Origin of the sequence: Pedobacter sp. BAL39 (assembly GCF_000170795.1) — a bacterium.
Taxonomy (GTDB): Bacteria; Bacteroidota; Bacteroidia; order Sphingobacteriales; family Sphingobacteriaceae; genus Pedobacter.
Window position 1 is genome coordinate 121,687 of sequence record NZ_ABCM01000014.1, and the last position, 26,049, is coordinate 147,735.

Sequence of the window (26,049 nt, forward strand, 5' to 3'; positions counted from 1 at the left end):
GGGTATTGACGGATAAAAAACTGTTTACTAGTCAATTTTTTTTACTTTCGAGGATTAAGAATTGTTTATGAAACTCCGTCAATACCTTTTTCTATTTGTTTTCCTCAGTCCCTTCCCGCTTGTTGCGCAATCATCGTTGCAGCTGAATGCCGCAGAGATCAAACAAGGCCTTGAAACCTTGAATACCAGCGGTAGCGTGCTTTACATTGCTGCGCATCCTGACGACGAGAATACCCGCCTGCTGGCCTATCTCGCGAGGGAGAAGAAGGTGAGGACAGGTTATTTGTCGCTTACCAGGGGTGATGGCGGTCAGAACCTCATCGGTACAGAGCAGGCGGAGCTGCTCGGCCTGATCCGCACGCAGGAACTGCTTGCGGCAAGGCGCACCGATGGCGCGGAGCAGTTTTTTACCAGGGCCAACGATTTCGGCTTCTCCAAAAATCCGGAAGAAAGTTTTAAGATATGGGATAAGGCAAAGATACTCGCCGATGTGGTATGGGTAATCCGTAAGTTTCAACCCGATGTGATCATCACCCGTTTTCCTGAAGATTCAAGGGCCGGACACGGTCACCATTCCGGTTCTGCGATCCTTGCCCGTGAAGCCTTTACTGCTGCTGCAGACCCCGGGCAGTTTCCGGAGCAACTTAAATATGTGAAGCCATGGCAGGCCAGGCGCATCGTCTGGAATACCTTCAACTTTGGTGGCAACAATACCACAGCTGAAGACCAGATCAAGCTGGATGTAGGTCTTTACAATCCCTTGCTGGGAAAAAGTTATGGCGAGATCGCCGCGGAAAGCCGCTCCAACCACAAGAGCCAGGGCTTCGGCTCTGCGCGGCAGCGCGGATCTTCCATTGAGTATTTCAGTCCCATTGCTGGCGTAGCTGCAAAAGCAGATTTGTTTGAAGGGGTAGACTTCAGCCTGAACAAGATCCCGGGAGCTGCAGGCGTCCAGAAACTACTCAACGAAATCAATAGAGAATATGAGGTGTCCAACCCCTCAAAGTCCATTGCCAAATTATTAACATTGAGAACATTAGTGAAAGGCGTTCCTTTCAAACATGAACTGCTGGATGAGCTCATCCTGGCCGCGGCGGGAATCTGGATTGAGCGTGGAGCAGTACAGCCCGCTTATGCCCTCAATGATCCCATACAGCTTAAGCTGCAGGCCATTGCCAGGGTGGGTGCCGGTTTTTCGTTACCCATCAACATACAGGAAGCCGGAAGCACAGAGCAGATTAAACTTGCCCCGAATCAGTTTGTAAGCATCGACAGGACGGTGAGCAGCGAAGGACTTGGACTTACGCAGCCTTATTGGCTGGAGAAAAGACATCAATTGGGAACATTTACAGTTGATGATCCTTTGCTCATCGGCCTGCCCGAAAATGCTGCTGTAGGTGCAACTGACATCAGCATAAAGATCGGCGACCAGACCATCGTCAGGAAATACCCTGTTGTATATAAATCGACAGACCCCGTAAGAGGTGAAGTGTATCAGCCGGTGGTGATTGCACCTCCGGTGACCGCAACTCTGGCGGAGAAGGCTTTTGTATTCAATGGCGATGAGCCCAAGACGGTTACCGTTCAGCTGAACAGCTTTGGAAATCAGGTGTCCGGAAAATTGCAGCCGCACGTTCCTGAAGGTTGGAAAGTTACCCCTGAGGAGATTGATTTCAGCTTTAAAGACAGTGGAGACCAGCAACTGGCTGTGTTCACGGTCAAACCGGGAACAGCATCTGGAGGCACACTGTCTGTGGATGTGATTGTAGCTGGCAAAACCTATCATCAGGGGCTAAGGGTGGTTGATTATGACCATATCCCGGTGCAGACGCTTTTCCCTTTTGCAGAAGCAAAAGTAGAAAAAGTAGACCTGAAGTTTACAGGAAAGCGCATTGGTTATATTAACGGCGCTGGCGACCTGATCCCTGAATCTTTAAAACAGATCGGTTATGAGGTGGTCATGCTGACGCCGAAACAGGTGACGGACAACGATCTGTCTGCTTTTGACGCCATCATTACGGGTGTTCGCTTGTACAACATCAATGAGCAAAGCAATGTGATCCAGCCCAAGCTGATGAAATATGTGGAAAACGGAGGCGTATTGCTCCTGCAGTACAATGTCAACTCGCCTTTAAAAATCAATGACCTCGGCCCATATCCTTTCCGGCTGACCCGCGACCGGGTGACCGAGGAAGATGCGGTTGTCGATTTTCTTTCTCCTTCAGATCCGGCATTGAACTATCCGAATAAAATTACGGCAAAGGATTTCGAAGGATGGGTACAGGAACGTGGCCTTTATTTTACAACCGAGTTGGACAGCCACTATACCGCTGTATTGGGCATGCACGATCAGGGCGAGTCTCAGAAAAACGGCGCATTGATCACCACCAATTATGGGAAGGGCAGGTTTGTGTATACTGGTCTTTCTTTCTTCAGGCAGTTGCCTGCAGGGGTACCGGGTGCCTATCGTTTATTTGTGAACCTGATCTCCAAACCTAAGGGACGCTGATGAAAGAATATCAGACATTTTATAAAGTACTGGTGGGCTGGCTGATTTTCCTGATCGTCATTTTTTATGCATTTACAAAATATTTTGAATGAGTAATATCGACTGGGCAGTACTGGTGCTCACCTTGGTGGTGATTGTGGTATATGGCATCTATAAGAGCCGTGGTGCACAGAATATTCAGGGTTACCTGCTGGGGAACCAGAGTCTGCCCTGGTACCACGTATGTTTGTCGGTGATGGCCACACAAGCCAGCGCCATTACTTTTTTGTCGGCCCCCGGACTGGCCTATTCCTCGGGGATGAGCTTTGTCCAGTTTTACTTTGGCCTGCCCCTGGCGATGATCGTCCTGTGTATCACCTTTGTGCCGATCTTCCACCGGCTGAAGGTGTATACTGCCTATGAATACCTGGAACAGCGTTTTGACCTCAACACGAGGGCGCTGACGGCCTTTTTGTTTCTCGTGCAACGTGGTTTGTCTACAGGGATCACCATCTACGCACCATCAATTATCTTGTCGACCATACTGAACATCAATACTACTTACACCACCCTTTTTATGGGAAGCCTGGTGATCTTTTACACCGTTTATGGTGGTACAAAAGCCGTTTCCTACACACAGATGCTGCAGATGAGCATCATCTTCTGCGGCCTTTTTGCGGCGGGGATCATGGTGGTGCACCTGCTTCCGGCGGAGATCGGCTTCACAAAAGCCATCAGCATCGCCGGGAAGATGGGGCGGACGAATGCCATAGATTTTACGTTTGACCTGAACAACCAGTATACGGTATGGTCGGGCCTGATTGGAGGTTTCTTTTTGCAGCTTTCCTACTTCGGTACAGACCAAAGCCAGGTTGGCAGGTACCTTTCCGGGGCTTCTGTCAGCCAGAGCCGCCTGGGATTACTCATGAATGGCATGGTGAAGATCCCGATGCAGTTTCTGATCCTGCTGATCGGGGTGCTGGTGTTTACCTTTTACCAGTACAACAAACCACCTATTTTCTTTAACAGCTTTGAGCTGAACAAACTGGAGAAAAGCAGCTATGCAGGGGAGCTGAAGGAGATTCAAGCAGATTATGACCTGGCCTTTGCGCAGAAACAGCAAACGGTAATGCAGATGAACAAGGCGCTGGACCGGGATGATCAGCAGGCAATAGGGCAGCAGCGTAAGGCACTGCAGCAGGCAGACGAAAAGGAGAAATCCATTCGTCAGCAGGCGACAGACCTGATGTTAAAAAATGATAAAAATGCCAATGTAAAAGACAACAATTATATCTTTCTGAGTTTCGTGACGAAGTATTTGCCTCAGGGCCTGATCGGATTGCTGATTGCGATCATCTTCCTCGCTTCAATGGGCTCTACAGCGAGTGCGCTGAATTCACTGGCATCGACTACTGTAATCGACATCTACAAACGGCTGATCCGAAAGAATGGAACAGACCATGAATACCTGCAGGCGTCAAGGCTAGCCACGGTATTTTGGGGCTTGGTTTGCATTGGGATGGCACTCGTGGCCAGCCAGATCGGCAACCTGCTGGAAGCGGTAAATATCCTGGGTTCTTATATCTACGGAACGATACTTGGCGTATTCCTGGTTGCCTTTTATGTGAAACATGTCAATGGGCGGGCTGTATTCTTTGCGGCATTGCTGACGGAGGGGATCATCATCCTGATTGGACGGAACGACTGGGTAGCTTACCTTTGGCTCAATGTGATTGGTTGCGTACTGGTCGTGCTGCTGTCGGTGGTCATCCAGTTTTTTATTGGAAAGGACAAAAAAGGAAAGGCTGTAGTTAGTCAAGTATAAATCAGCATTATGAAAGGGATAGATAAAAATATTGTTGGACTAAGCCCATAAAAAAACGGCCTGACAGCACCGCATTAAATACGCAGGCTGTCAGGCCGTTTTTCTCTTTAAATGAATTCTCGTTTATTTCTTAGCTTCCGCCAGCAGCGCGCTATTTAACCGCACATATTCGTCATTTTTCGCTTCCGTAGCCAGTTTTACTCCCGCTTCTGCCGAAGCAGCAGCCCCCGCTTTGTCGCCCATTTTAAGCTGTAAACGGCCTTTCCATAACCTTACCCATGGTGCTTTAGCATCTGCCGCTTCCGCTGCATTCATCCATTCCAGGGCTTTGTTCAGGTCTTTACCATTTTCAAAATAATACTGAGCCGCAGCGAAGTAAGGCTTTTTGTCGCCTTTCATCGCTTCATCAATGCTGGCCATAACTTTAGCGTCGATGTCTGTAGACAGGTCGATGGTAACAGCTGTATTTTCCCACATCAATTGCAATTGGCCTTTCGTAGGATATACATTGGCAAACTGAATGGTAAAAGTTTCCACTTTTTCTTTCAGCTTGCTGGCTTTAACCTTCACACGCAGTACATCTTCAGCATCTTTATATTCGTAAGCACCCCATTGTTTTGCGCCTTTGTTGAAGATGATGGTCCATTCGTCTTTACCAGGAATGGTAAATAATCCATATTCTCCAGCAGCAAGGTCTTGTCCGGCGATTTTTACATCCTCTGTAAAAGTAATGACCGTAGCAGAGTTGGCTCCTGTGCGCCATACTGTGCCATAAGGTTCCATCGCGCCAAACACCTTACGTCCTTTTACATTTGGACGGGAGTAGGCAACGGTAATCTTTCCAAGACCGAAGTTTTGTGTGATGGTCTGCGCTGAGCTCGCTTGCGGCAATTTAAGTCCCTGTGCCTGCAGATCAGTGTTTAACGATACTGCCAGAGCCAGCAGCACCATCATTTTCAATGTCTTTTTCATTTTATTTGTCATTTTAATTGTTGCGAAACCGCAGTCGATGCGTTCATCTGTTTGGTGATGAGCAGGATAGCTGTTTCAAATCGCTTGAGTTTTGTTGCTCCTAAATTACAGTAAAGAAATATGATTATGCATATAAATCAGGAACGATGCCGAAAATGACTACTGAATTAGAAAATCATTATATAAATTAGCGACATGCTGCACATCCGTCACCTCATTCCCGCTGTTTCCCTGGTTCTATGGTCTTGTTCTGCCACCAAACCGCTTGCTGAGCCAAAAATTGAAAACGGCGTTTCCTTAACGCTTGCGAAATACAGAAAAAGCAATATCAGTCAGATCCACTACCAGCTGGAGCTGGACATTCCCCGCGCAAGAGGGGAGGCAATACGCGCAGATGAAAGGCTCAGCTTTCAGCTGAAAAACAATACTGCGGCGCTACAGCTGGATTTCAGGGAAGATCCTTCAAAAATCAAGCAGGTGACCGTTAACGGTCAGCAGGTTGCTACTCGCCATGAGGCAGAACACCTGATCATTGAGCCGCAACACCTGAAAAAAGGGAAGAATGAAGTCTCCGTTTTGTTTCAGGCAGGTGAGGCTGCGCTCAACAGAAATGCAGATTATTTGTATACTTTATTTGTACCCGACCGCGCCCGCACGGTATTTCCATGTTTTGACCAGCCTGATTTAAAGGCTGTATATACCCTGACACTGAAAATTCCCGAGGACTGGAATGCGATTGCCAATGCGGCACTTGCCGACTCTACGGTTGCTGCAGGGCGTAAGACTTTTCGTTTCAACACGTCAGATACCATCAGTACCTATTTGTTCTCGTTTGTAGCCGGCAAATTTGCTGCGGCTACCGGCAATGTGGGTGAAGGACTGGATGCGCGCTTTTTATACCGGGAGACGGATACTGCAAAGCTCCGTCACAGCATGTCCGAAATTTTTAAACTCCATAAAGATGCACTCAGTTACCTGACGGACTGGACGGCGATTCCTTATCCTTTTCAGAAATTTGACTTCGCCGGTATTCCTGACTTTCAGTTTGGAGGCATGGAGCATGTAGGTGCCATACAATATAAGGCGGCGGCCTTATTTCTGGATGGCGGTGCCACCAAAGACCAGTACAATTCCCGAAGCAACCTGATTGCGCACGAGACTGCGCACATGTGGTTTGGAGATCTGGTGACCATGAACTGGTTTACGGACGTCTGGATGAAAGAGGTATTTGCCAATTTTATGGCCGACAAGAGTACGGAAGCGCTGACCGGCAAGGCTGTGTTTGACCATAAGTTTCTGATCGACCACGTACCTGCAGCCTACGGAATTGACCGTACGATAGGCTCTAATCCCATCCGACAAGACCTTGACAACCTGAAAGATGCAGGTAGTATGTACGGCAACATCATTTATCATAAGGCACCCATCATGATGCGCCAACTGGAGCGGCTGATGGGCAAGGACAAGTTTCAGACCGGCGTGCGTGAGTACCTCAAACAATTTGCAAATGGGAATGCTTCCTGGCCGGAGCTCATTCGCATTCTGGATAAACATGCTGATGCGGATCTGGAGCAGTGGAACAAGGTCTGGGTGAACGATACTGGTCGCCCGGTGCTGGATTACGAGTTGAAGAGCAAGGAGGGTAAGATCAGCAGCTTTGAGATCCTTCAGCGTCCGGAGTATGGGTCCGGAAAAGTATGGCCACAGATCGTGGAGGTGACGCTTTATTATCCGGGATACAGCAAAGAGCTGACCGTTAACCTAAACGCTGCAAAGTCTGAGGTAGCCGCTGCACAAGGAATGGATGTGCCATCATTTGTATTGTTCAACTCTTCGGGATATGGTTATGGCGTCTGGCCGATAGACCCGGCATTGCCTGCAAAGTTATACGATATTGAGCAGCCCCTGGAGCGTGCTTCTGCCTACATCTCATTGTATGAAAATATGCTGAACGGCCGGTACCTGAAACCTGAAGCGTTGCTGAAGATTTTTATAGCAGGGTTATCCAGGGAGAAAGAGGAGCTGAACCTGAAGCTCATCAGCGGGTACGCAGGCACCATCTTCTGGGAGTTCATGAAACCAGAGCTGAGGGAAACAACGGCACCGGAACTGGAAAATGCCCTGTGGACCGCCATGATGCAGAACCAGTCGGCGAACCAAAAGAAACTACTATTTAAGGCATATCAGGACATCTTCCTGAGCGGGGCTGCAAAGGACCAGCTTTTTAAGATATGGAAAAATCAGCAGGCACCAGCCGGACTGAAACTTTCTGAAGACGACTATACCAGCCTGGCCTTTTCCCTGGCACTGAGGGGTGTTGATGTAGGTTTGTTAAAAGAACAGCTTGGGCGGATCAGCAATGCGGACAGGAAGAGCCGGTTTGAATTCATCATTCCTGCGGTATCCTCAGATGGCACAGAAAGAGACCGCTTTTTCAAAGGATTGGAGCTGAAGGCCAACAGAGCAAAAGAAGCGAATGTCGTTGCTGCATTGGCTTACCTGCACCACCCGCTGCGGCAGGAGCGTTCCATAAACTACCTGGCGAAAAGCCTGGACCTCCTGACGGAGATCCAGACCACGGGTGACATCTTCTTTCCCCAGAACTGGCTGCAGGCCACATTCGGCTATTACCAGCAGGCCGAGGCAGTGAAGGTGGTGGATGAATTCCTTAAAAGCCATCCGGACTACAATCCAAAGCTGAGGGCCAAAATCCTTCAGGCTGTGGACAACCTTTACCGGGCACAGCGGATTAACCGTAACTGATTTTGAAGGACTTCGTGCTTGCACCTTTCTCCGTGATGGCAATTGGGTATCCAGCATTGTTGTACTGATAGCTATAGCTGACGGTGCTTGTGGAGGTGTTGATGGTTACGCTGCTGAGCCTGTTGTTGAACCTGCTGGTCATCAGGTCCAGGTCCGTTTCCATGGCAAGGAGGTCGGCATAACTTACATTTTTGAAACAGCCCTGCTTTTCATCGAAAGTATAGGTCTTTTTAAGCGCCGGCCCTGAGCTTGGTTTTTGGCTGATTTCTACCAGGTTTCCCGACTCCGAGTACCCCCGTTCCTCGTTGTTGATCAGGGTGTTGAGCCTGTTGTAAGTTGCAATGGTATGAAGCCTGTGCTGGTCGTCATAGCTAAACGCATAGCTGTTGTCGGCGATAAAGCTATTTGTGCGGGTATCCAGGACAAATTTTTGTGCGCCCTCGATCACACCCTTTTGATCAGGGTAATACTCCAGGTACTCGTATAGTACATCCGACCTCAGCTTTTCCAGCATCAGCATGATGCCTTCCGCGGAATAGCTGATCTTTTGCCGGTAACCATCAGAACGTTTGATTTCCTCGATGCGTGGCGAGTTGCCCTGATAACTCAGGGAAGTGCTGGTACCCGCGACCTCAATTTTTGCGGGGAGCAACTGCTGCGGTTTTTCGTTTTCGGCCAACTGGCCCTGAGGGCTGCCGGAATGTTTGCTGCAGCCGTAGTAAACGATGCTGCTGAGGACAATAACAGCGGCGGTGATCTGCCGCCATAAGCTGCGGTGTTGTGAATGAACAGAAAACATAATCTATCTAATTTTGGTGAATGTTGAATCTATGGAATCTTGACTTTACGATGTTTATTAATCCGGGAAAAAGTAGGTACTAAAATCATTAACCATTAACTTTGGCAGCAACATTTCAATACTCCATCACCGTTTAATCAAGCCTGAATTATGGATGATTTTTTAGCTGCCCGCCTTCAGATGGCCTTTTCCCTTGGCTTTCACATTGTATTTGCCTGTATCGGAATGGTCATGCCTTTTTTTATGTCCCTTGCTCATTTTTACTGGTTAAAGACCAGGAAGAAGGTGTATCTGGATGTCACCAAAGCCTGGAGTAAAGGGGTGGCTATTTTCTTTGCCACAGGAGCTGTTTCCGGTACCGTATTGTCCTTTGAGCTGGGCCTGTTATGGCCAAAATTCATGGAACATGCAGGGCCTATCTTCGGCATGCCCTTTTCGCTGGAGGGAACGGCATTTTTTATTGAAGCGATTGCCCTGGGTTTCTACCTGTATGGCTGGGGAAGGGTCAATGCCTGGTTCCATTGGTTCACGGGCGTGGTGGTGGGCATCAGCGGTTTACTTTCGGGTATTCTGGTCGTCGCAGCAAATGCCTGGATGAACAGCCCTGCGGGCTTCGACTTCATTGACGGACAATACCTGAATATCGATCCCATCAAAGCCATGTTTAACGAAGCCTGGTTTACGCAGTCCTTACACATGACTGTTGCAGCGTTTGTATCCACGGGGTTTGCCGTTGCAGGAGTACATGCATTGATGATCCTCAAAGGGAAGAATGTGGCTTTTCATCATAAGGCTTTTCAGATTGCTGCCATTTTTGGTACTGTGGCGGCCTGTCTGCAACCACTTAGCGGCGACCTTTCTGCCAAGGATGTCGCACAACGTCAGCCGGCAAAGCTGGCCGCAATGGAGGCCCACTTTCATACCGAAAAACAAGCTTCACTGATCATCGGGGGTATTCCCGATACCGCTGCGAAAAAGGTCGACTACGCTTTAAAAATACCGGGACTGCTGAGCTTCATGGCCACGGGTGATTTCAACGGAGAGGTGAAGGGGCTGGATCAGATTCCAGCGGAAGACCAGCCCCCGGTAGCGGTTACCCATTACGCCTTCCAGATCATGGTCGGACTGGGGATGGCGATGGTTTTAGTAGCCTTGATTTACTTTTTGGCGTTGTGGAAAAAGAAAAGCTGGCTGAGCAGCAACTGGTTGCTCAAGGTTTTTGTGTTGGCCACACCGATGGGCTTCCTCGCGCTGGAGGCAGGATGGACGGTTACTGAAGTCGGAAGGCAACCATGGATCATCAACGGTGTGATGCGGACGGCCGATGCGGTCACACCCATGCCTGGAATTGCCTATTCTTTTTACCTGTTTACCGGTGTTTATATTTCCTTGTCCATCATCGTCTGCTGGCTGCTGTACAGGCAGATTACAATGGTTGGCAAATTGTACGATTCTTCTGCTCAACAGTTATAACCTGATATTATGATCTACGTCGTTATTGTATTTCTCTGGACTTCCATTTTATTGTATATCCTGCTGGGCGGGGCCGATTTTGGCGCGGGCATCATGGAGCTCTTTACCTCGAAAAAGAACCGCGAGAAAACACGCAGCACCATGTATGAGGCCATTGGGCCGATATGGGAAGCGAATCACATGTGGCTGATCATTGCCATCGTGATCCTTTTTGTAGGTTTTCCAAAAATATACACTACCGTATCTGTTTACCTGCACATCCCGCTGGTCTGCATGCTGATGGGGATCATTGCCCGTGGAACGGCTTTTGTATTTCGCAACTACGACGCCGTGGAGGATGATATGCAGAAAGTGTATACGCCCATATTTATCTATTCGAGTCTGATTACACCCTTTTTCCTGGGGATCATTGCGGGGAGCGCTGTGTCTGGCCAGATCGATGTGAAGGCTACCGACTTTCTCTCGGCTTATGTCTTTAGCTGGTTGAACTGGTTCTCTGTTGCGGTCGGCCTGTTCACCGTATCCATCTGCGGATACCTGGCGACGATTTTCATCATCGGGCAGACCGATAACGATGCGGACAGGAAATACTTTATACGTAAGGCCAACAAGACGATCTTCGCCGTTATGTTTAGCGGCGCACTGGTTTTCCTGGCGGCTTATGCAGACGGCATTCCGCTGGTGCACTGGATCTTTGGCGGAACTCCCGGATTACTGGCCATCATTGCTGCCAGCATCTCTTTGGGGATTATGTTCCTGATGCTGCGCAGGGAAAAGCCCATCATTTTACGTCTGCTGGCGGGTTTTCAGGTGGCCATGATCTTGTTTGCCGCGACCTACAGCCATTTTCCGGATATTGTGCTGCTGAAGAACGGTGTCAACCTCTCGTTGCTTACCCACCAGGGCCAGGCAAAGACCATTGCCTCCCTTGGTTATGCACTGCTGATTGGCAGCCTTTTTATACTGCCGGCCTTGGTTTACCTTATCTATGTGTTTCAGCGTAAAAAACCGGAAGGCGCAACTCATTGATTACATTGCTATTCAAGATTGTTTCCTTTGTTTTTAATATTTCCTGAAACAATTGTTACCCTTCTGTTCTTTAATGTTTATCTATTATTAAAACTGCAGTTATGGACAGATTGATCATTGAAACGATTTTAGCCGACGTAAACGAGATTTTTTTAGCTAAAGACCACAGTATTCCTGGTCAGCGGACAAATATCGTTCTGGGCTTCAAGGCGAAAAATACCGAGCAGATCATTCATGCTTTTGAAGTGCTCAAATCAATGACGCAGGGTCATGAAGTTTCATTGGTGATCTGTAATACTGTTCAGACCGGCATGTATGACCTGGAGATCTGTACGGAAGTACTGGATGAACCCATCCGGATCATGAATAAAGTGATTACCAATGAGACCATCGGGGAGATTAAAGACCACCTGCTCAAGTCAAGTCCCATGATGCTGAGTACCAATGTTTCAGAAGATGAGAACTGGCTTGACGTCAACAAAGTGGAACTCAAAACCTGTGAAACCAATACACCTCTGTAGATACTGGGCGAAATCCGATCTTTTCTTGATACCACATTTACGCCGTTTCTGTACGTCAGGGGAGGTTTCCGATATCGTATAGTGAAATAGCTGTGTAACAAATTATTAGCGGATCGGTAATTGGAACTTTTTTTGATTTACTTTTCGATGTTTAGTGTGAAGAAATTTTTGTCATTCAGGATTAAACCTAAATGGTTTTAAAAAGTCTTAACCACATACACGCAAAGAAATAGCCTCATTAAAAGATCTTTTATGAAAACGACATTCTTCAAATACACCTTATCAACTTTTTTAGTGACTGGCATTGCCGCTTATGGTTATGCACAAAAATTGCCTGATGTTCAGGATGCTGCTGTTCCTGCACCTGCGGGGATAAAAGTAGATGGAAAGAATACGGAGTGGGGAGATGGCTTTAAAGCACTGAATAAAAGAACAAGTCTGTATTATACGCTTGCTAACGACGATAAGAATTTATACCTCACGGTGAGGACTACTGATCCTACCACAAGTGCAAAAATTTTTGCAGGCGGCATCACCTTTGGTGTGAACCCTGATGGTAAGAAGAAAGATAAGGAGAGCATGACGCTGACCTATCCCGTCATCAGTCGCGATGCGATGCGTATGGGTGGTGGCCGCGGACCCGGCGGTGGCGGCGGCAACATGCGCAGGGAGATGGCCATGACGATGGGTAGCCGTGGTGCCGATAATCCTAAACAACGTGATTCTATGATGGCCGCAAGGCAAAAAACGCAGCTCGCAGCGGTAAAAGAGATCCAGATCAGGGGATTTAAGACCACTGCCGATTCTGTGGTTTCCATATACAATGAATACGGCATTAAAGCGGTTGGATCAATTGATAAAGACAATGCTTATTTCTATGAAATGGCGATCCCTCTTGCGGCATTGGGGCTTGATCAAGGCACCGCAGCGCCCTTCGCGTATCAGATTAAGTTAAACGGCATCCAGATGCAGGGACTTGATGGTGGTGGTTTTGGCGGTGGACGCGGTGGGTTCGGCGGCGGCGCTGGTCCGCGTGGTGGCGGTTCTGGCATAGACTTCCAGGCCTTGATGAGTCCGACAGATTTCTGGGGTACCTATACATTGAAAAAAAAATAACACCAATTCGAAATAGCCTCCTGGGAACCTTCGCGAAGACACACACAAATAAACCACATACAGACTAATGAATTACTTTTACAAGGTTACGGCCTTCTGGCTGTTGCTCTTCTGTTCACTGAGCGCTCTGGCACAGGACAGGTCCAAAGAACAAAATCCACCACCTCCTTTGCCTACGCGTGAAATCAGCGGTATTGTCAAAGATAGCACCGACCTCGGCGTAATCGGCGCTACGGTAAGCCTGACCTCAGATAAGGACACCCTGAAAACCAGCACCAACAGCGATGGTATTTTTGTATTCAAAGGTGTGAAGTCGGCCACCTACACCTTAACCGTGCAAAGCATTGGTTATACGGCGATGAAACCTACCCGGTACAAACAGAATGACCTCATCCCAAGGATTGTCATGGATCCGATCGTGCTCAAAGAGGAGAAGAACGTGCTGAATGAGGTTGTCATCAATGGAACACCCTCCATCACCTATAAAACAGATACCGTAGAGTATAAGGCCAGTGACTATGTGGTACGTAAGAATGCTACAGTGGACGAATTGCTGAAGAAGATGGAAGGGATGGAAGTCGGGACAGATGGTTCACTCGTACACCAGGGGCAGTCCGTTACCCGGGCTAAGCTGAACGGAAAGGAATACCTGGGGGGAGATCTGGCGAATGCCATTAAAAACCTGCCTGCCGAGATTGTGGATAAGATTCAGGTGGTGGACGATTATGGCGACCAGGCCGCCCGTACCGGAGTAAAAGACGGAGATCCGGAGAAAATACTGAACATCACTACAAGAACGGATAAATCTGTTGGAAACATGCTCAACGTGAACGGTGGCGTGGGTAATGATGAGCGCTATGATGCCGGACTGTTTGGTACACGCATCAACCAGAACCAGCAGATTGGTCTGAATGCACGTTTGAACAATACCGTAAATGGGGTCGCCTCGTCAGGAGATAATGGAGGAGACAGCGGTGGTCGTGGTGGCCGTGGTGGCGGTGGCGGAGGGAATAACAACTCTGCGAGTGGCTCCGGGGGAACGACTACTACAGGAAATGGCTCTTTCAGCTACCGGGATATGCTTAGTAAAAAAGTGCAGATCAATATGAATTACGGCTACAACACGAGCAAAGTAAAATCTTATACCAATAGTACTGCACAGCGTTTTGCCGCCAATATTCCGGGGCTTGATACTGCCAACAATGTGACGTTTGAACAGCGAATGGGCTACACGAACAACACTACTAAAAATCATGATTTTAAATTTGAGCTCGAAGCTAATTTAGACACTAGCAACTTCTTAAGGATTATTCCTACTTTCAAGTATAGCTCTACAAGCAATTCGAGGATTGATTCTACGTTTCAGGATGGCTTTAACCACCAGGATGAGTTCGGGAACAACGTGAGTACGAATACACGTCCTCAAATTGGTGCTTCTATATTTTATCAGCATATTTTTCAAAAACCAAGGAGGAATTTCTCTATTCAGGTCGACCTGAACAACAACGATCAGGAGCAGGAACAGATTCAGGATTCAAGATTTTTGTTTTACCAGGATGAAGCAGAAACAATTGTGAAAGATTCCCTGGTTAACAGGATCATCGCCCGTAAGAACCTGCAGAAGAATTATAGGGGAAGTCTGACTTTTGTAGAACCACTTACTGTGAATACACAGTTTGAGCTAAATGCTCAGGTTAACTATAATGGGTATGACAACAATGCCACTACACGTAACATTGGTGCCGATGGTAATTCAGCCATCATAGATTCACTCAGCAATATTTACGATTATTCCTTTACACAGGGGCGCATTGCTTTAAATTATCGTTATGGTCTGAGTAACATGTCGAAGGTGCGTTTTTCAGTTGGGGTAACTGCAATACCTGCGGTTTTGAAAGGAAGTAAAGCAAGCCTGGGTACTTCACTAAACAGGACCAGCTTCAATATGGTACCGATTGCACGTTTTGAATATCTTTGGTCGAGGCAACACAAATTGTCTTTTAATTATTCCGGGAATGCTGCAGAGCCAACGTTTGATCAGATCCAGCCGGTTCGGGACGTTTCCAACCCGCAGAATCCTATCGTTGGTAATCCTGACCTGGCGGCGACCTTTACACATCGTCTCAGGGCTAACTATGACAACTACATCGCCAATTCCAAGTTAAACTACTCTGTCAATGTGGATGCCAGCAGAACCAATAATTCAGTCATTAGAAATGTGGTACAGATTGAAAATCCGATTGAGGGAATTACCAATAATTACATTAACGAAACCCGTTACCTGAATATGGATGGAGTATATCGAATCAACACAAACTATTCAGTAAGCAAACAGTTGAATGACAGGAAATATAACCTTGCATTTAGTGGTTCCTATAATTTCGACCATCGTTTATCCATGACCAACAATGTGGAAAACGTAACAAACGTCTCCACATTTATCGAAAGATTCGGACCAAGGATCAACCCGAATGAGTGGTTTGAAATTAATCCATATGTCTCTTACAATCATACAACGTCTACAAACAGTGTGCTTACTCAGGCGAATAATAAGACCAATACAGTAGCGCTGAACCTTGATGGACGCATTTATTTCTGGGACACATTTCTTTTCGGCTACAGCGCCAGTAAAAATTATGTCAATGGGATCAATGCCAACATCACCAGCAATCCTTTCGTCATCAACGCATATATAGAAAAGGAATTTATGGAGCGCCGTGGTAAAGTTACTTTCCAGGCATTTGACCTTTTGAATCAAAATAATTTTGTAAACAGGGAGATTTCAGATAATGCCATCATTGATACGAAATCCAATGCCCTGAGCCGCTATTTTATGCTCAGACTTAGCATGAGGTTACAGAAATGGACCGGTGCAACAGGTCGCGGCGGCAGGGGAATCAACAGAAGAGGAGACGGCAGCTTTATGTAACATTTGGCAGATCTGATAATAAATGGTAAATTCCGTATCCTGTCACCAGACGCGATACGGAATTTTTTTTATTAACTAACCATTTATGAACCGGGCTTTACTTGTGATCGCATTTTTGTGCGTTGGATATTTTGGATATGGACAGGATCAGATTGCCAGTCCGCAGATATTAAACTATACCAATGAACAGTATAAAGCCGGCATCCAGAACTGGGATGTTGCGCAGGGCAAAAATGGCATCCTTTACTTCGGGAATAACGAAGGGCTGCTGACCTTTAACGGCACCTTCTGGAACCTGGACCGTCTGCCCAATTTTACTGCGGTGAGGTCTGTAGAGATCGATGATAAAAATAGAATCTTTGTAGGCGGACAAGATGAGGCGGGTTATTTCTTTCCCGATCAGCGGGGAATATTAAAATACCATTCCATCATTCCACTGATCCCAAAAAAATACAGGAAGTTTGCCGATATCTGGAATGTATGCATCCTGAATGATGAGGTGATTTTCAGGACCACCAATGCCATCATTCACTATAAGGACAATGGCGTGCGTGTCTATCAGCCGGAGGTTTCCTGGGAGTTTGCAGGACAGGCCAATAACCAGCTGTTCGCACATTCAAAAGGTAAAGGCCTGATGGTTTACGACAGAAATGCCTGGAAGCCCTACTGCACGGATCCCGTATTGAACAAGTCGGCAATTACCGCCATCATGGAGTACCATAAAGATACGCTACTGGTGTCCACGCTGAAGAATGGGCTGTTCCTGATGTACGACCGTAAGCTGGTCCCGAAGAAGACCAGTCTGGATCCGGTGTTCTACAGCGACCGGATTTATTATGCCAGCCGTATTGATGCGGAACGTTATCTGATCGGCACCACCTCGGGAGGAGTAATGATGATGCACAAAGATGGCCGCCTGATCCAGCGTTATACCTATCGTGATGGCCTGCAGAATAACAATGTACGTGGCTGCATCACGGATGCGAACATGAACCTCTGGCTTGCCCTGGATGATGGGATCGATTATGTGGCCATCAATAGCGCGGTGAAGAACATCTTCCCTGACCGCAATAAACAGATTACCAGTTACGCGATCTGCAACTTCAATGAACGTTTATATATTGGCACCTCGAACGGCCTTTATGTAACCTCGTTGGAGCCCGGTGCGTCAGACTTCAGCTTTTCCAGGGGGGTGTTTAAGGAAGTGAGCAATACCAAGGGGCAGGTCTGGAGCCTGATGGAGCTGAACCATCAGCTGGTGATGGGGCATGAAGATGGTTTTTTCAGGATTGACAAGGAGCAGGGACACCAGATTTACCAGGTTCCGGGAACATGGCTTTTCGAGCCCGCATCCAGCATCTCTCCGTCGGCGGATGTCATCGCAGGAACTTACCTGGGCCTTCAGAAAATAGGCTACCGGGATGGGACATTCAGCAATGGAGGTAAGGTTCAGGGGATTACAGAGTCACTGCGCTTCATTGCCTTTGACGACAACAACGTCCTTTGGGCATCACATCCTTACCATGGGGTGTACCGCATGCTGCTTTCACCGGACTTTAAAACCATTCAGAAACTATCTGTTTACACCCATAAACAAGGTTTGCCTTCCTTATTGTACAACTACGTTTTTAAAATCAGGAATAAGATCGTCATTGCCGCAGAGAACGGCGTATATGAATTTAACGCCGCAAAGAATGTTTTTCAACCTTTTGCACTGTTGAACAGTGCTTTGAAAGGCATGCCCATTCAATACCTCAAGGAAGACGTGAAAGGCAACGTTTGGTTTGTATCCAATAAGAAGGTAGGGATCATGGATTTCAGTAATGCTGCTGATGGACACCCTTATACCATACATTATTTTCCGCAGCTGGATGGCAAGGTGGTGGGAGGCTTTGAGAGCATCTATTTCATGAACAGTGAAAATGTGTTTATTGGAGCCAATAAGGGGGCTTACCACCTCAACTATGCGAAGTACCTCCAGAACGCATCGCGACCAAAGGTGCTGATTGGGAAGGTGAGCATCTCCGGGGAAACCGATAGCGTCATCTTTGGCGGCTACTTCATGAAAAACAACCAGGTAGTTGACCACCAGTATACCGATTCGGTATTGCGCTTGCCAAACAGGTATAATTCCCTTCATTTTGAATACTCCTCAACTTTGTTTGAGCATCAGAAGAACATTGAATATACGTACCAGCTGAAAGGATTTGACAGAGACTGGTCGCCCTGGGCAGGAAAAAGCGAAAAGGACTATACCAACCTTCCTGCAGGCAAATATACGTTCATGGTGAAGGCCAGGAACAGTGTCGGCAACGAATCTGACGTGGTATCTTATACCTTCGAGGTCTTTCCGGCATGGTATGTCAGCATCTGGATGAACCTGCTGTATTTTATTATCGTGGGGGTAGTCATTTATCTTTTCTTTAAATGGCAGCGGAAGAAACACCTGGAGGCGCAGCAGAAGCTCAGCTACCTCCATCAGCTGGAGCTGGACCGCTCGGAAAAGGAAATTGTGCGTCTGGAGTATGAGAAGCTTGAGGCCGATGTCAATTACAAAAACAGGGAGCTGTCGACCATGACGATGCACCTTGTGCAGCGTGGAAAGGTACTGGCGAGGATCAAGGAGGTGATCTCCACGGTAATCAAGAACAATGACATCAGCGATAGCTCCTCCAGTTTCCGCCACCTGATCCGGCTGATCCGCGATGTGGAGAAGAGCGACGAAGACTGGGACAACTTTTCTATGCACTTTAACACATTGAATGCCGACTTTTTCAATAAAATCAGAGACCGGTTTCCTGACCTCACCCCAAATGAGCTGAAGCTGGCCGCTTACCTCAAAATGAACCTGAGCACTAAAGAAATTGCCCAGATGATGAACATTACTACTAAAGCAGTCGAAGTAGGCCGCTACCGGCTCAGGAAAAAACTGCATTTACATTCCGAAATCAATCTTTATGATTTTCTTATTTCGATATCGAGGAATGAGGGGTGATGTGTTTTGTGAATAAGTTGATTGTTAGTGTTTTATGATTCTTTTGTAGTGTTGTTGTAGGGGCTGTAATTCACCGTTGTTAAGTTTTTTTAAGCCCTTGTAGTGGCGGTGTAGGGCCGGTATTTCATACGGATCTCTGATCATCGCTGTAGCTTTGATTTAGCCGCGGTAGCCATACCGAAGCGAACAAACCAAATATTAACCAAATATAAATTTCATCGTATGAAAAGAAGTATTACTCTGATTTTCTTCGTTTGCTGTTTACTTGTCTCGCCATTTGCCATCATGGCGCAGGACATTACAGTAACGGGTAAGGTAACGGATAAGGCTGAGGGCAAACCCCTTCCCGGCGCTACCGTAAAAGTACAGGGCACCACAAAGGCGACAGTAACTGATGCCTCCGGTAGCTTTAGGATTGTCGCTCCCTCCGGAGCAAAATTAACCATTAGTATTCTGGGAATGACCACGCAGACGGTAACCGTCAGCGGCACACAACCCATCAACGTGTCTATGGAAGGAGATGTCACTGCGCTGGGAGAGGTGCTGGTCATTGGTTACGGTACACAGAAGAAAAGCCTGAACACCGGCGCCATCTCGTCCATTAAGGCAGATGACTTAAAAACGGTTTCCTCAGGTAGGATCGACCAGGCCCTGCAGGGCAGGACTGCCGGGGTGACCGTCTTGCCCAATTCTGGTGCACCAGGGGCAGGGATGAGCATCCGCATCAGGGGCGCAGGGTCCAGCAGGAGCTCTGAGCCACTGTATATTGTGGATGGAGTGCGGGCCGGAGGTATTGAATACCTGGACCCTTCGGAGATTAGTAACATCGAGATCCTGAAAGATGCGGCATCCGCGGCCATCTATGGATCTGAAGGTGCGAATGGTGTTGTCATCATTACCACTAAAACAGGTAAGTCTAATACTGCAGTGATCAATTATAGCTATCAGTATGGCAGTCAGACTGCACGTGATGTCGTCAATGGCATGAACCCCCTCCAGTATCAGCAATACCTGGCTGAAGCCGGCCTTGTTGGTCCGACAGTAGCACAGGCAGAAGCAGCAGGTGCAGGTACCGACTGGGCGAAGGAGGTTTTTCAGACGGCCCCTTTACAACACCATACGTTGAACTTCAGCGGAGGCTCGGAGAAGTCGACCTACCTCATCGGGATGAATTATTTTACACAGGAAGGAATCATTGGCGGCGACAAGTCTAAATTTGACAGGATCACCGTCAGGATCAACTCCGACCATAAGATGAAGTCCTGGCTGAATATTGGGGAACGCCTTTCTTATTCCAATTTTACCAGCAGAGGGCTTTCCGAAAATACAGAGTATGGCTCTGTAGTAGGCAGCATGCTGGCTTACGACCCCTTAACCCCTGTCGTTTATACAGGCGCACTACCTGCGCATGTTCAGGCAGCCATCAATAACCCATTGGTAAAAGATGGCAACGGCAATTACTATGGCATCTCCCCATATGTGCAGGGAGAATATGGCAACCCACTGGCGATGATCTCACAGGCCAATGGCAGGACAAACCAGAACAAACTTGTCGGTAACGTTTTTGCGGAGGTAGAGCCCATTGCAGGTCTGAAGTTCACCACCCGCTTTGGTATCGATGCAGCATTTGTGAGAAACCATGAGTGGTTCCCTAAAAACTGGTACTCCAGTGAAAAGTCCAACTCCATCACCAATGGTAAAGACTATCAGCGCAACTACTTCAACTGGCAGTGGGAGAATTTCGTTACCTATAACAAAAAGGTAGCCGAGCATAACTTCACCGTGCTGGCGGGTACTTCTGCAATCAAGCGGATGTACAACAACATCGAAGGAAGTTATTCCAATATCTTCAAGGAAGAAGACAAATGGGCTTATCCTGATTTTGTGCAGGACACTGAAGATAAACTGGCTAAAATCAATGGCCAGTACAACGTGACCACACTGCAATCTTATTATGGCAGGTTACTATACGACTACAAAGACAAATACCTTTTTGCGGCTACCGTACGCTGGGACGGTTCGTCCATGTTTCCTTCTGATGGACGCTGGGCTACCTTCCCATCACTTTCTGCAGGATGGAACATTTCCAATGAAGATTTTTACAACAACTCCGGCATTGCCAAAACGGTTAGTTACGCCAAGCTGCGGGCCAGCTGGGGCCAGAATGGTAGCCTCTCCAATGTGGGCATTGGCTCATGGCAGCCCTTCATCGGACAAGGTCAGCGTTATACCGATGGTGATGGCAACTTTATCCTCGGTGCAGCACCAACCAACCTGGCCAACAATGACCTGAGGTGGGAGACCAGTGAGCAGCTGGACTTCGGACTGGACCTTCGTTTGTTTAACAACAGGTTAGGGTTTACCACAGACTACTTCAAGAAAACGACGAAAGACCTGATCACTGCAGGGGCCGCCCCTTTCTTTGCGGGGAACATCCTCAATGATGTGAACAGTGGAAATGTAGTCAATAAAGGCTGGGAGTTTGAGCTTTCCTACAACAATGGTGGAGAGCGTGCTTTTAAATATGAAGTTGCCCTGAACCTGAGTGCCATCAACAACAAGGTAACCAAAACCAACCCATTATATCCGATCATCCAGGGCGCTGGTGTAGGTACAGGATGGAATGCCACCAGGTTTGAACGCGACCTTCCGGTATGGTATTTCTACGGATATAAAACCGATGGCATCTTCCAGAACCAGGCAGAAATCAACCAGTACATTTCAGATAATGGGCTGACTGGATATGCGCCGAAACCTGGCGACCCGCGTTTTGTGGATGTGAATGGCGATGGAGCGATCAGCCCTACCGACCAGACCAATATCGGTGATGCTTTCCCTGACTTTACTTATGGCGCAAGGATCAACCTGAGCTATAAAGGTTTTGACCTTTTGGCTTTCTTACAAGGCTCGCAGGGCAATGACGTACTGATGGGTTTTGTACGCAACGACAGACGTACGGCGAATAAACCTGACTTCTTCTTTACCGACAGGTGGAGTGGTGAGGGTACCACCAACACGTTTTTCTCTGCAAATCCGGACTCCAGGTCTTACAATAGTGACATGATGATTTTTGATGGATCATTTGCAAAAATCCGTCAGCTGCAATTGGGCTATACGTTGCCGAATGCCATCACCAATAAAATCAGTGTTCAGAATGTGAGGTTATATGTTTCTCTGGATGATTACTTCGTGTTTACCGACTACAAAGGATTGGATCCTGAAGGTGGAAATAACGGCGGAAACAGTGTGGGTATCGACAGAGGTGCTTATCCGACGCCGCGAAAAGCCTTGTTTGGCGTATCCTTTACTTTCTAATCATTAGGGGTTTAAGTATTTAAATAGAATCAAGATGAAAACATTTATCATAAAATATGCAGTGGTGGGAATGGCAGTGGTATTGACCGCCTCCAGCTGTAAAAAGAGCTTTCTGGACCAGGAAGTTCCGGGAAAGCTAACTCAGGAAGAATTTTACAAGACCGATGCCGATGCCAACCTGGCCATTGTAGGTACGTATGACATCATGCAGTCTGACTATTGGAAGGGAGGCTGGAACAGCATGCTGATGCTGAAGATCATGCCTTCTGACGAAAGTAATGCTGGTGGTGCCAATGCTGGTGATCAGCCAGGTTACCAGGAGCTGGACAAGTTTACGGCGACCTCTCAGAATGATAAGGTTGGTGCGGCATGGCAGAAGTGTTATACGGCAATTTACCGCGCCAATCAGATCATCAATAAGGTGCAGCCGGAGTCGCCTGTACGCACGAGGATCATTGCGGAAGCTAAATTTTTGAGGGCCTACAATTATTTTGACCTGGTGAGCATGTGGGGCGATGTTCCATTGGTACTGGACGTGATTGAGCCGACACAGTACGCTGCTGTGGGACGTACCGCAAAGGCATCAGTTTATGCGCAGATTGAGAAAGACCTGACAGAGGCCATTGCGGTGTTGCCTTTGAAATCCGCCTATTCCAGTGCCGACAGGTTTCGCGCTTCAAAAGGCGCGGCACAGTCGCTTCTTGGAAAGGCTTATCTGTATCAGAAGAAATGGGCAGATGCAGCTACACAGTTTGACCTTGTCATCAATTCTGGCGCCTATCAGCTGGCAGAATCCATAGGTGAGGCCTTCTCGAAAGCCGGAGAGTTTGGTAAGGAGTCAGTTTTTGAGATTTCCTATTCCAACGCTGCGGCTTATGACTACGGAAACTTTCCCTGGGGTGATACTCCGGAAAGTAACATCCACGTGCAGCTGTGGGGACCACGTGCCGATGTCGGTTACGTTAAAGCTACTGCCGATTCCCTTGTTGGCGGATGGGGCATGAACCTTGCCAAAAGAAAACTTTACGATGCCTATGTTGCTGCTGGTGATGTGACCAGAAGAAGGCAGACGGTGATGTCGCGTGACGAGCTGATTGCCGGAGGAGGTGCTTTCCCTGCAACTGGTGTGTATGAGTTTGACGGTTGCTTTCAGCGTAAATATGGATCATTCATTAGCCAGTCGGCCGGCACGCCAAATGCAGTCATAGAGCTGAACTATGGCACCAACTGGCGGTTCATCCGCTATGCGGACGTGGTATTGATGGCTGCGGAAGCACATTTCCGCAATGCTGCAGAAGGAACCGCATTGGGTTACATCAACAGTGTCCGCGCGAAAAGGAACATGACTCCCCTGGTAGGGTTGTCGGGCCCTGCACTGTTCAACGCCCTTGTGCGTGAGCGTCAGCTGGAGCTGGCCTTCGAGGGCTTCCGTTGGCTGGACCTGGTACGCTGGGACCTTGCAGAACAGGAACTTGGACCTTTAGGATTTGTGAAGGGCAAGCATGAATTGCTCCCTATCCCTTATAATGATGAGATCACTGGTGGTCTGTCACAAAATCCTTTTTACAACTAGGGATTGTCAGGTGGGAGTATTTCTTTTCTATAAATTGGAGATACTCCCAGCTTGAGTGGCATCATTGCCTATATTTAGAGATTTATTTATCAAAATACACAGCAAATGAACATCAAGAAAGTAGTTCCTTTACTTTTATTAACGCCCTTTTTATTTTCATGTAAGCCACAGAAACAAACTGATCAGAGTGCACTGTCAGCAGCAGGGCAATCCTTCTCGCTGAACAACAAGAAGATCATCCAGTACACGACGGCCGAAGGCACAGACCTCCGGTTGAGCAACACCGGAGAGCTTTTTGTCAAGGACATGCCGCAGCCATTGGAAACGGAGGTCTGCATTTTTGTCGATCCTGCAAAAACGTTTCAGTCGCTGGGAGGCATCGGTGGTGCCATCACTGATGCCGTAGCGGAGACCTATGCCAAACTGCCCAAAGCTTCACAAGAGGAATACCTGCAGGCTTATTATAGTCGCGATAAGGGAATTGGATACACACTGGGAAGGACTACCATCCACAGCAGCGATTTCTCCAGCGGTAGCTATACGTATGTGTCCGACAATGATCCCGAGCTGAAGACATTTAGTGTAGCACATGATGAGCAGTACCGCATCCCCCTGATCAAACAGTCTATTGCTGCAGCCGGTGGAAAATTACAGTTGTATGTGAGTCCATGGAGCCCTCCGGCATTCATGAAGACGAACAACGATATGCTGAAAGGTGGCAAGCTTAAAGCGGAATTCAGACAAAACTGGGCGAACTACTATGTGAAGTTCATTAAAGCGTATGAAGAAAAAGGGATGCCGATATGGGGGCTGACGGCTCAGAATGAGCCTATGGCTACGCAGATCTGGGAATCCTGTGTATATACTGCCGAAGAAGAGCGCGATTTTATCAAGAACTTCTTAGGGCCAACGTTGGAGAAAAATGGACTGGGTGATAAAAAGCTGATCGCCTGGGACCACAACCGTGATCAGATCTTCCAGCGCGCAAACACGCTGCTTTCTGATCCTGAAGCGGCCAAGTACATCTGGGGCATTGGTTTTCACTGGTATGAGACCTGGACAGGCAGTAGTATGCTGTTTGACAACCTGAAGCTGGTACACGAAACTTTCCCTGATAAGAACCTGATTTTTACAGAAGGCTGTGTGGAGAAATTTAACCTGGACAGCATCCAGAACTGGTCGCTGGGAGAGCGTTATGGTTATTCCATGATCAACGACTTCAATAGCGGTGTTTCTTCCTGGACGGACTGGAACATGTTGCTGGACGAAAAAGGAGGGCCGAATCATGTGGGTAACTTTTGCTTTGCACCGATCCATGCGGACCTGAAAACAGGTAAGCTGATGTATACCAATTCGTATTATTACCTGGGACACTTCTCGAAGTTCATCATGCCTGGTGCGAAACGTATTGCGAGCTCCTCGAACAGAGACAAGCTGCTGAGCACGGCGTTCATCAATCCTGATGGTAAGGTGGCGGTAGTGGTAATGAACAAATCTTCGGAAGCGATTCCTTATCATCTTTGGATCGGAGGGAAGGCGTCAGAGACCACCAGCAAGCCACACTCGATTTCGACAATTATCATTGAGTAACTCATAAATTAATTAAAGGTATTTATAAGGGATTGTCTGATTTAACTGCGGCGACCCAACTACAAACACTATGTTAAAAGGAATTATAGAGATGTTCCCTACCTGGTTTAAGAATCAGAGGAGCGCTGTTTTTTACTGTTCTTTTACCATTGGCATCTTCTATAGTTTCTTTAGCAATGCACAAGGTTTTCTGAAGGCTGAGGGGAAACGCATTGTCAATGAGCAGGGAGAGAACGTGCTGCTCCGTGGCATGGGCCTCGGTGGATGGATGCTCCAGGAAGGGTATATGCTGGGCATCAATGAGGAGGGGCAGCAGTATAAAATCCGCGAGCGCATCCAGGCCCTGATTGGCGAAAAGGAAACCAACCATTTTTATCAGAAATGGCTGAGTAACCATACTACCAAAGCGGATGTTGAAGCCATGAGGAGCTGGGGGTTCAACTCTGTTCGTCTGCCGATGCATTTCAACCTTTACACGCTTTCGATAGAGCAGGAACCTGTAAAGGGCAAGGATACCTGGCTGGAGCAGGGTTTCGCAATGACAGATAGCTTGCTTGCCTGGTGTAAAGCTAACCAGCTGTACCTGATCCTCGACCTTCACGCAACTCCTGGCGGACAAGGGAATGATTTTAACATCTCCGACCGGAACCCGTCTTTGCCA

At 47.7% G+C, this 26,049-nt stretch carries 15 protein-coding genes; 13 read left to right on the forward strand and 2 right to left on the reverse strand.

The window, feature by feature from the left end; translation table 11 throughout:
• Window positions 1-67 precede the first annotated feature (67 nt).
• Both PBAL39_RS17320 and PBAL39_RS17325 read left to right on the forward strand, forming a co-directional pair.
• On the forward strand, window positions 68-2,509 hold the full coding sequence (locus PBAL39_RS17320) for a PIG-L family deacetylase (protein WP_008243870.1): 2,442 nt from the start codon (window positions 68-70) through the stop codon (window positions 2,507-2,509).
• A gap of 88 nt (window positions 2,510-2,597) precedes the next feature.
• Window positions 2,598-4,313: a sodium:solute symporter gene (locus PBAL39_RS17325; RefSeq protein WP_008243875.1), complete on the forward strand. Its 1,716-nt coding sequence runs from the start codon at window positions 2,598-2,600 to the stop codon at window positions 4,311-4,313.
• A 123-nt stretch (window positions 4,314-4,436) separates the two neighbouring features.
• Here the strand turns inward: PBAL39_RS17325 and PBAL39_RS17330 are convergent, their stop codons facing one another.
• A complete protein-coding gene (locus PBAL39_RS17330) occupies window positions 4,437-5,285 on the reverse strand; it encodes a DUF2911 domain-containing protein (RefSeq protein ID WP_039866981.1) in 849 nt (282 codons plus the stop codon).
• Between the two features lie 195 nt (window positions 5,286-5,480).
• Between PBAL39_RS17330 and PBAL39_RS17335 the strand changes: the two genes are divergently transcribed.
• Window positions 5,481-8,048: a M1 family aminopeptidase gene (locus PBAL39_RS17335; RefSeq protein ID WP_008243879.1), complete on the forward strand. Its 2,568-nt coding sequence runs from the start codon at window positions 5,481-5,483 to the stop codon at window positions 8,046-8,048.
• Here the strand turns inward: PBAL39_RS17335 and PBAL39_RS17340 are convergent.
• Complete coding sequence (locus PBAL39_RS17340; protein ID WP_008243881.1) at window positions 8,035-8,847, reverse strand: hypothetical protein; 813 nt, start codon at window positions 8,845-8,847, stop codon at window positions 8,035-8,037. The two genes, PBAL39_RS17335 and PBAL39_RS17340, sit on opposite strands and share 14 nt — an antisense overlap.
• Before the next feature lie 150 nt (window positions 8,848-8,997).
• Here PBAL39_RS17340 and PBAL39_RS17345 point away from each other — a divergent pair, with 150 nt between their 5' ends.
• The 10 genes from PBAL39_RS17345 to PBAL39_RS17390 all read left to right on the forward strand — a co-directional run.
• Window positions 8,998-10,320, forward strand: coding sequence for a cytochrome ubiquinol oxidase subunit I (locus PBAL39_RS17345; RefSeq protein WP_008243883.1), 1,323 nt, complete (start codon window positions 8,998-9,000; stop codon window positions 10,318-10,320).
• A gap of 9 nt (window positions 10,321-10,329) precedes the next feature.
• Window positions 10,330-11,349: a cytochrome d ubiquinol oxidase subunit II gene (locus PBAL39_RS17350; protein WP_008243885.1), complete on the forward strand. Its 1,020-nt coding sequence runs from the start codon at window positions 10,330-10,332 to the stop codon at window positions 11,347-11,349.
• 101 nt (window positions 11,350-11,450) lie between these two features.
• A complete protein-coding gene (locus tag PBAL39_RS17355; protein WP_008243887.1) occupies window positions 11,451-11,870 on the forward strand; it encodes a hypothetical protein in 420 nt (139 codons plus the stop codon).
• 252 nt (window positions 11,871-12,122) lie between these two features.
• A complete protein-coding gene (locus PBAL39_RS17360) occupies window positions 12,123-12,986 on the forward strand; it encodes a hypothetical protein (protein WP_008243888.1) in 864 nt (287 codons plus the stop codon).
• Window positions 12,987-13,053: 67 nt separating this feature from the next.
• Entirely contained in the window at window positions 13,054-15,915 is a 2,862-nt protein-coding gene (locus PBAL39_RS17365; RefSeq protein ID WP_008243890.1) for an outer membrane beta-barrel protein, read from the forward strand.
• Between the two features lie 85 nt (window positions 15,916-16,000).
• Window positions 16,001-18,910 (forward strand): triple tyrosine motif-containing protein, encoded by a 2,910-nt coding sequence (locus PBAL39_RS17370; protein ID WP_008243892.1) that lies wholly within the window; start codon window positions 16,001-16,003, stop codon window positions 18,908-18,910.
• 222 nt (window positions 18,911-19,132) lie between these two features.
• Window positions 19,133-22,225, forward strand: a complete 3,093-nt coding sequence (locus PBAL39_RS17375; protein WP_050784361.1) for a TonB-dependent receptor — start codon at window positions 19,133-19,135, stop codon at window positions 22,223-22,225.
• A gap of 34 nt (window positions 22,226-22,259) precedes the next feature.
• Window positions 22,260-23,798, forward strand: a complete 1,539-nt coding sequence (locus PBAL39_RS17380; RefSeq protein ID WP_008243895.1) for a RagB/SusD family nutrient uptake outer membrane protein — start codon at window positions 22,260-22,262, stop codon at window positions 23,796-23,798.
• Between the two features lie 105 nt (window positions 23,799-23,903).
• Entirely contained in the window at window positions 23,904-25,388 is a 1,485-nt protein-coding gene (locus PBAL39_RS17385; protein ID WP_008243897.1) for a glycoside hydrolase family 30 beta sandwich domain-containing protein, read from the forward strand.
• A gap of 70 nt (window positions 25,389-25,458) precedes the next feature.
• Window positions 25,459-26,049: cellulase family glycosylhydrolase (locus PBAL39_RS17390; protein WP_008243900.1), on the forward strand; the 591-nt coding region annotated here is incomplete at its 3' end.

Coding starts and splice junctions, on each gene's coding strand:
- PBAL39_RS17375 (WP_050784361.1), top strand. CDS start 19,133: ATGAAAAGAAGTATTACTCTGATTTTCTTCGTTTGCTGTTTACTTGTC.
- PBAL39_RS17350 (WP_008243885.1), top strand. CDS start 10,330: ATGATCTACGTCGTTATTGTATTTCTCTGGACTTCCATTTTATTGTAT.
- PBAL39_RS17370 (WP_008243892.1), top strand. CDS start 16,001: ATGAACCGGGCTTTACTTGTGATCGCATTTTTGTGCGTTGGATATTTT.
- PBAL39_RS17340 (WP_008243881.1), bottom strand. CDS start 8,847: ATGTTTTCTGTTCATTCACAACACCGCAGCTTATGGCGGCAGATCACC.
- PBAL39_RS17365 (WP_008243890.1), top strand. CDS start 13,054: ATGAATTACTTTTACAAGGTTACGGCCTTCTGGCTGTTGCTCTTCTGT.
- PBAL39_RS17345 (WP_008243883.1), top strand. CDS start 8,998: ATGGATGATTTTTTAGCTGCCCGCCTTCAGATGGCCTTTTCCCTTGGC.
- PBAL39_RS17355 (WP_008243887.1), top strand. CDS start 11,451: ATGGACAGATTGATCATTGAAACGATTTTAGCCGACGTAAACGAGATT.
- PBAL39_RS17325 (WP_008243875.1), top strand. CDS start 2,598: ATGAGTAATATCGACTGGGCAGTACTGGTGCTCACCTTGGTGGTGATT.
- PBAL39_RS17380 (WP_008243895.1), top strand. CDS start 22,260: ATGAAAACATTTATCATAAAATATGCAGTGGTGGGAATGGCAGTGGTA.
- PBAL39_RS17330 (WP_039866981.1), bottom strand. CDS start 5,285: ATGAAAAAGACATTGAAAATGATGGTGCTGCTGGCTCTGGCAGTATCG.
- PBAL39_RS17320 (WP_008243870.1), top strand. CDS start 68: ATGAAACTCCGTCAATACCTTTTTCTATTTGTTTTCCTCAGTCCCTTC.
- PBAL39_RS17360 (WP_008243888.1), top strand. CDS start 12,123: ATGAAAACGACATTCTTCAAATACACCTTATCAACTTTTTTAGTGACT.
- PBAL39_RS17335 (WP_008243879.1), top strand. CDS start 5,481: ATGCTGCACATCCGTCACCTCATTCCCGCTGTTTCCCTGGTTCTATGG.
- PBAL39_RS17385 (WP_008243897.1), top strand. CDS start 23,904: ATGAACATCAAGAAAGTAGTTCCTTTACTTTTATTAACGCCCTTTTTA.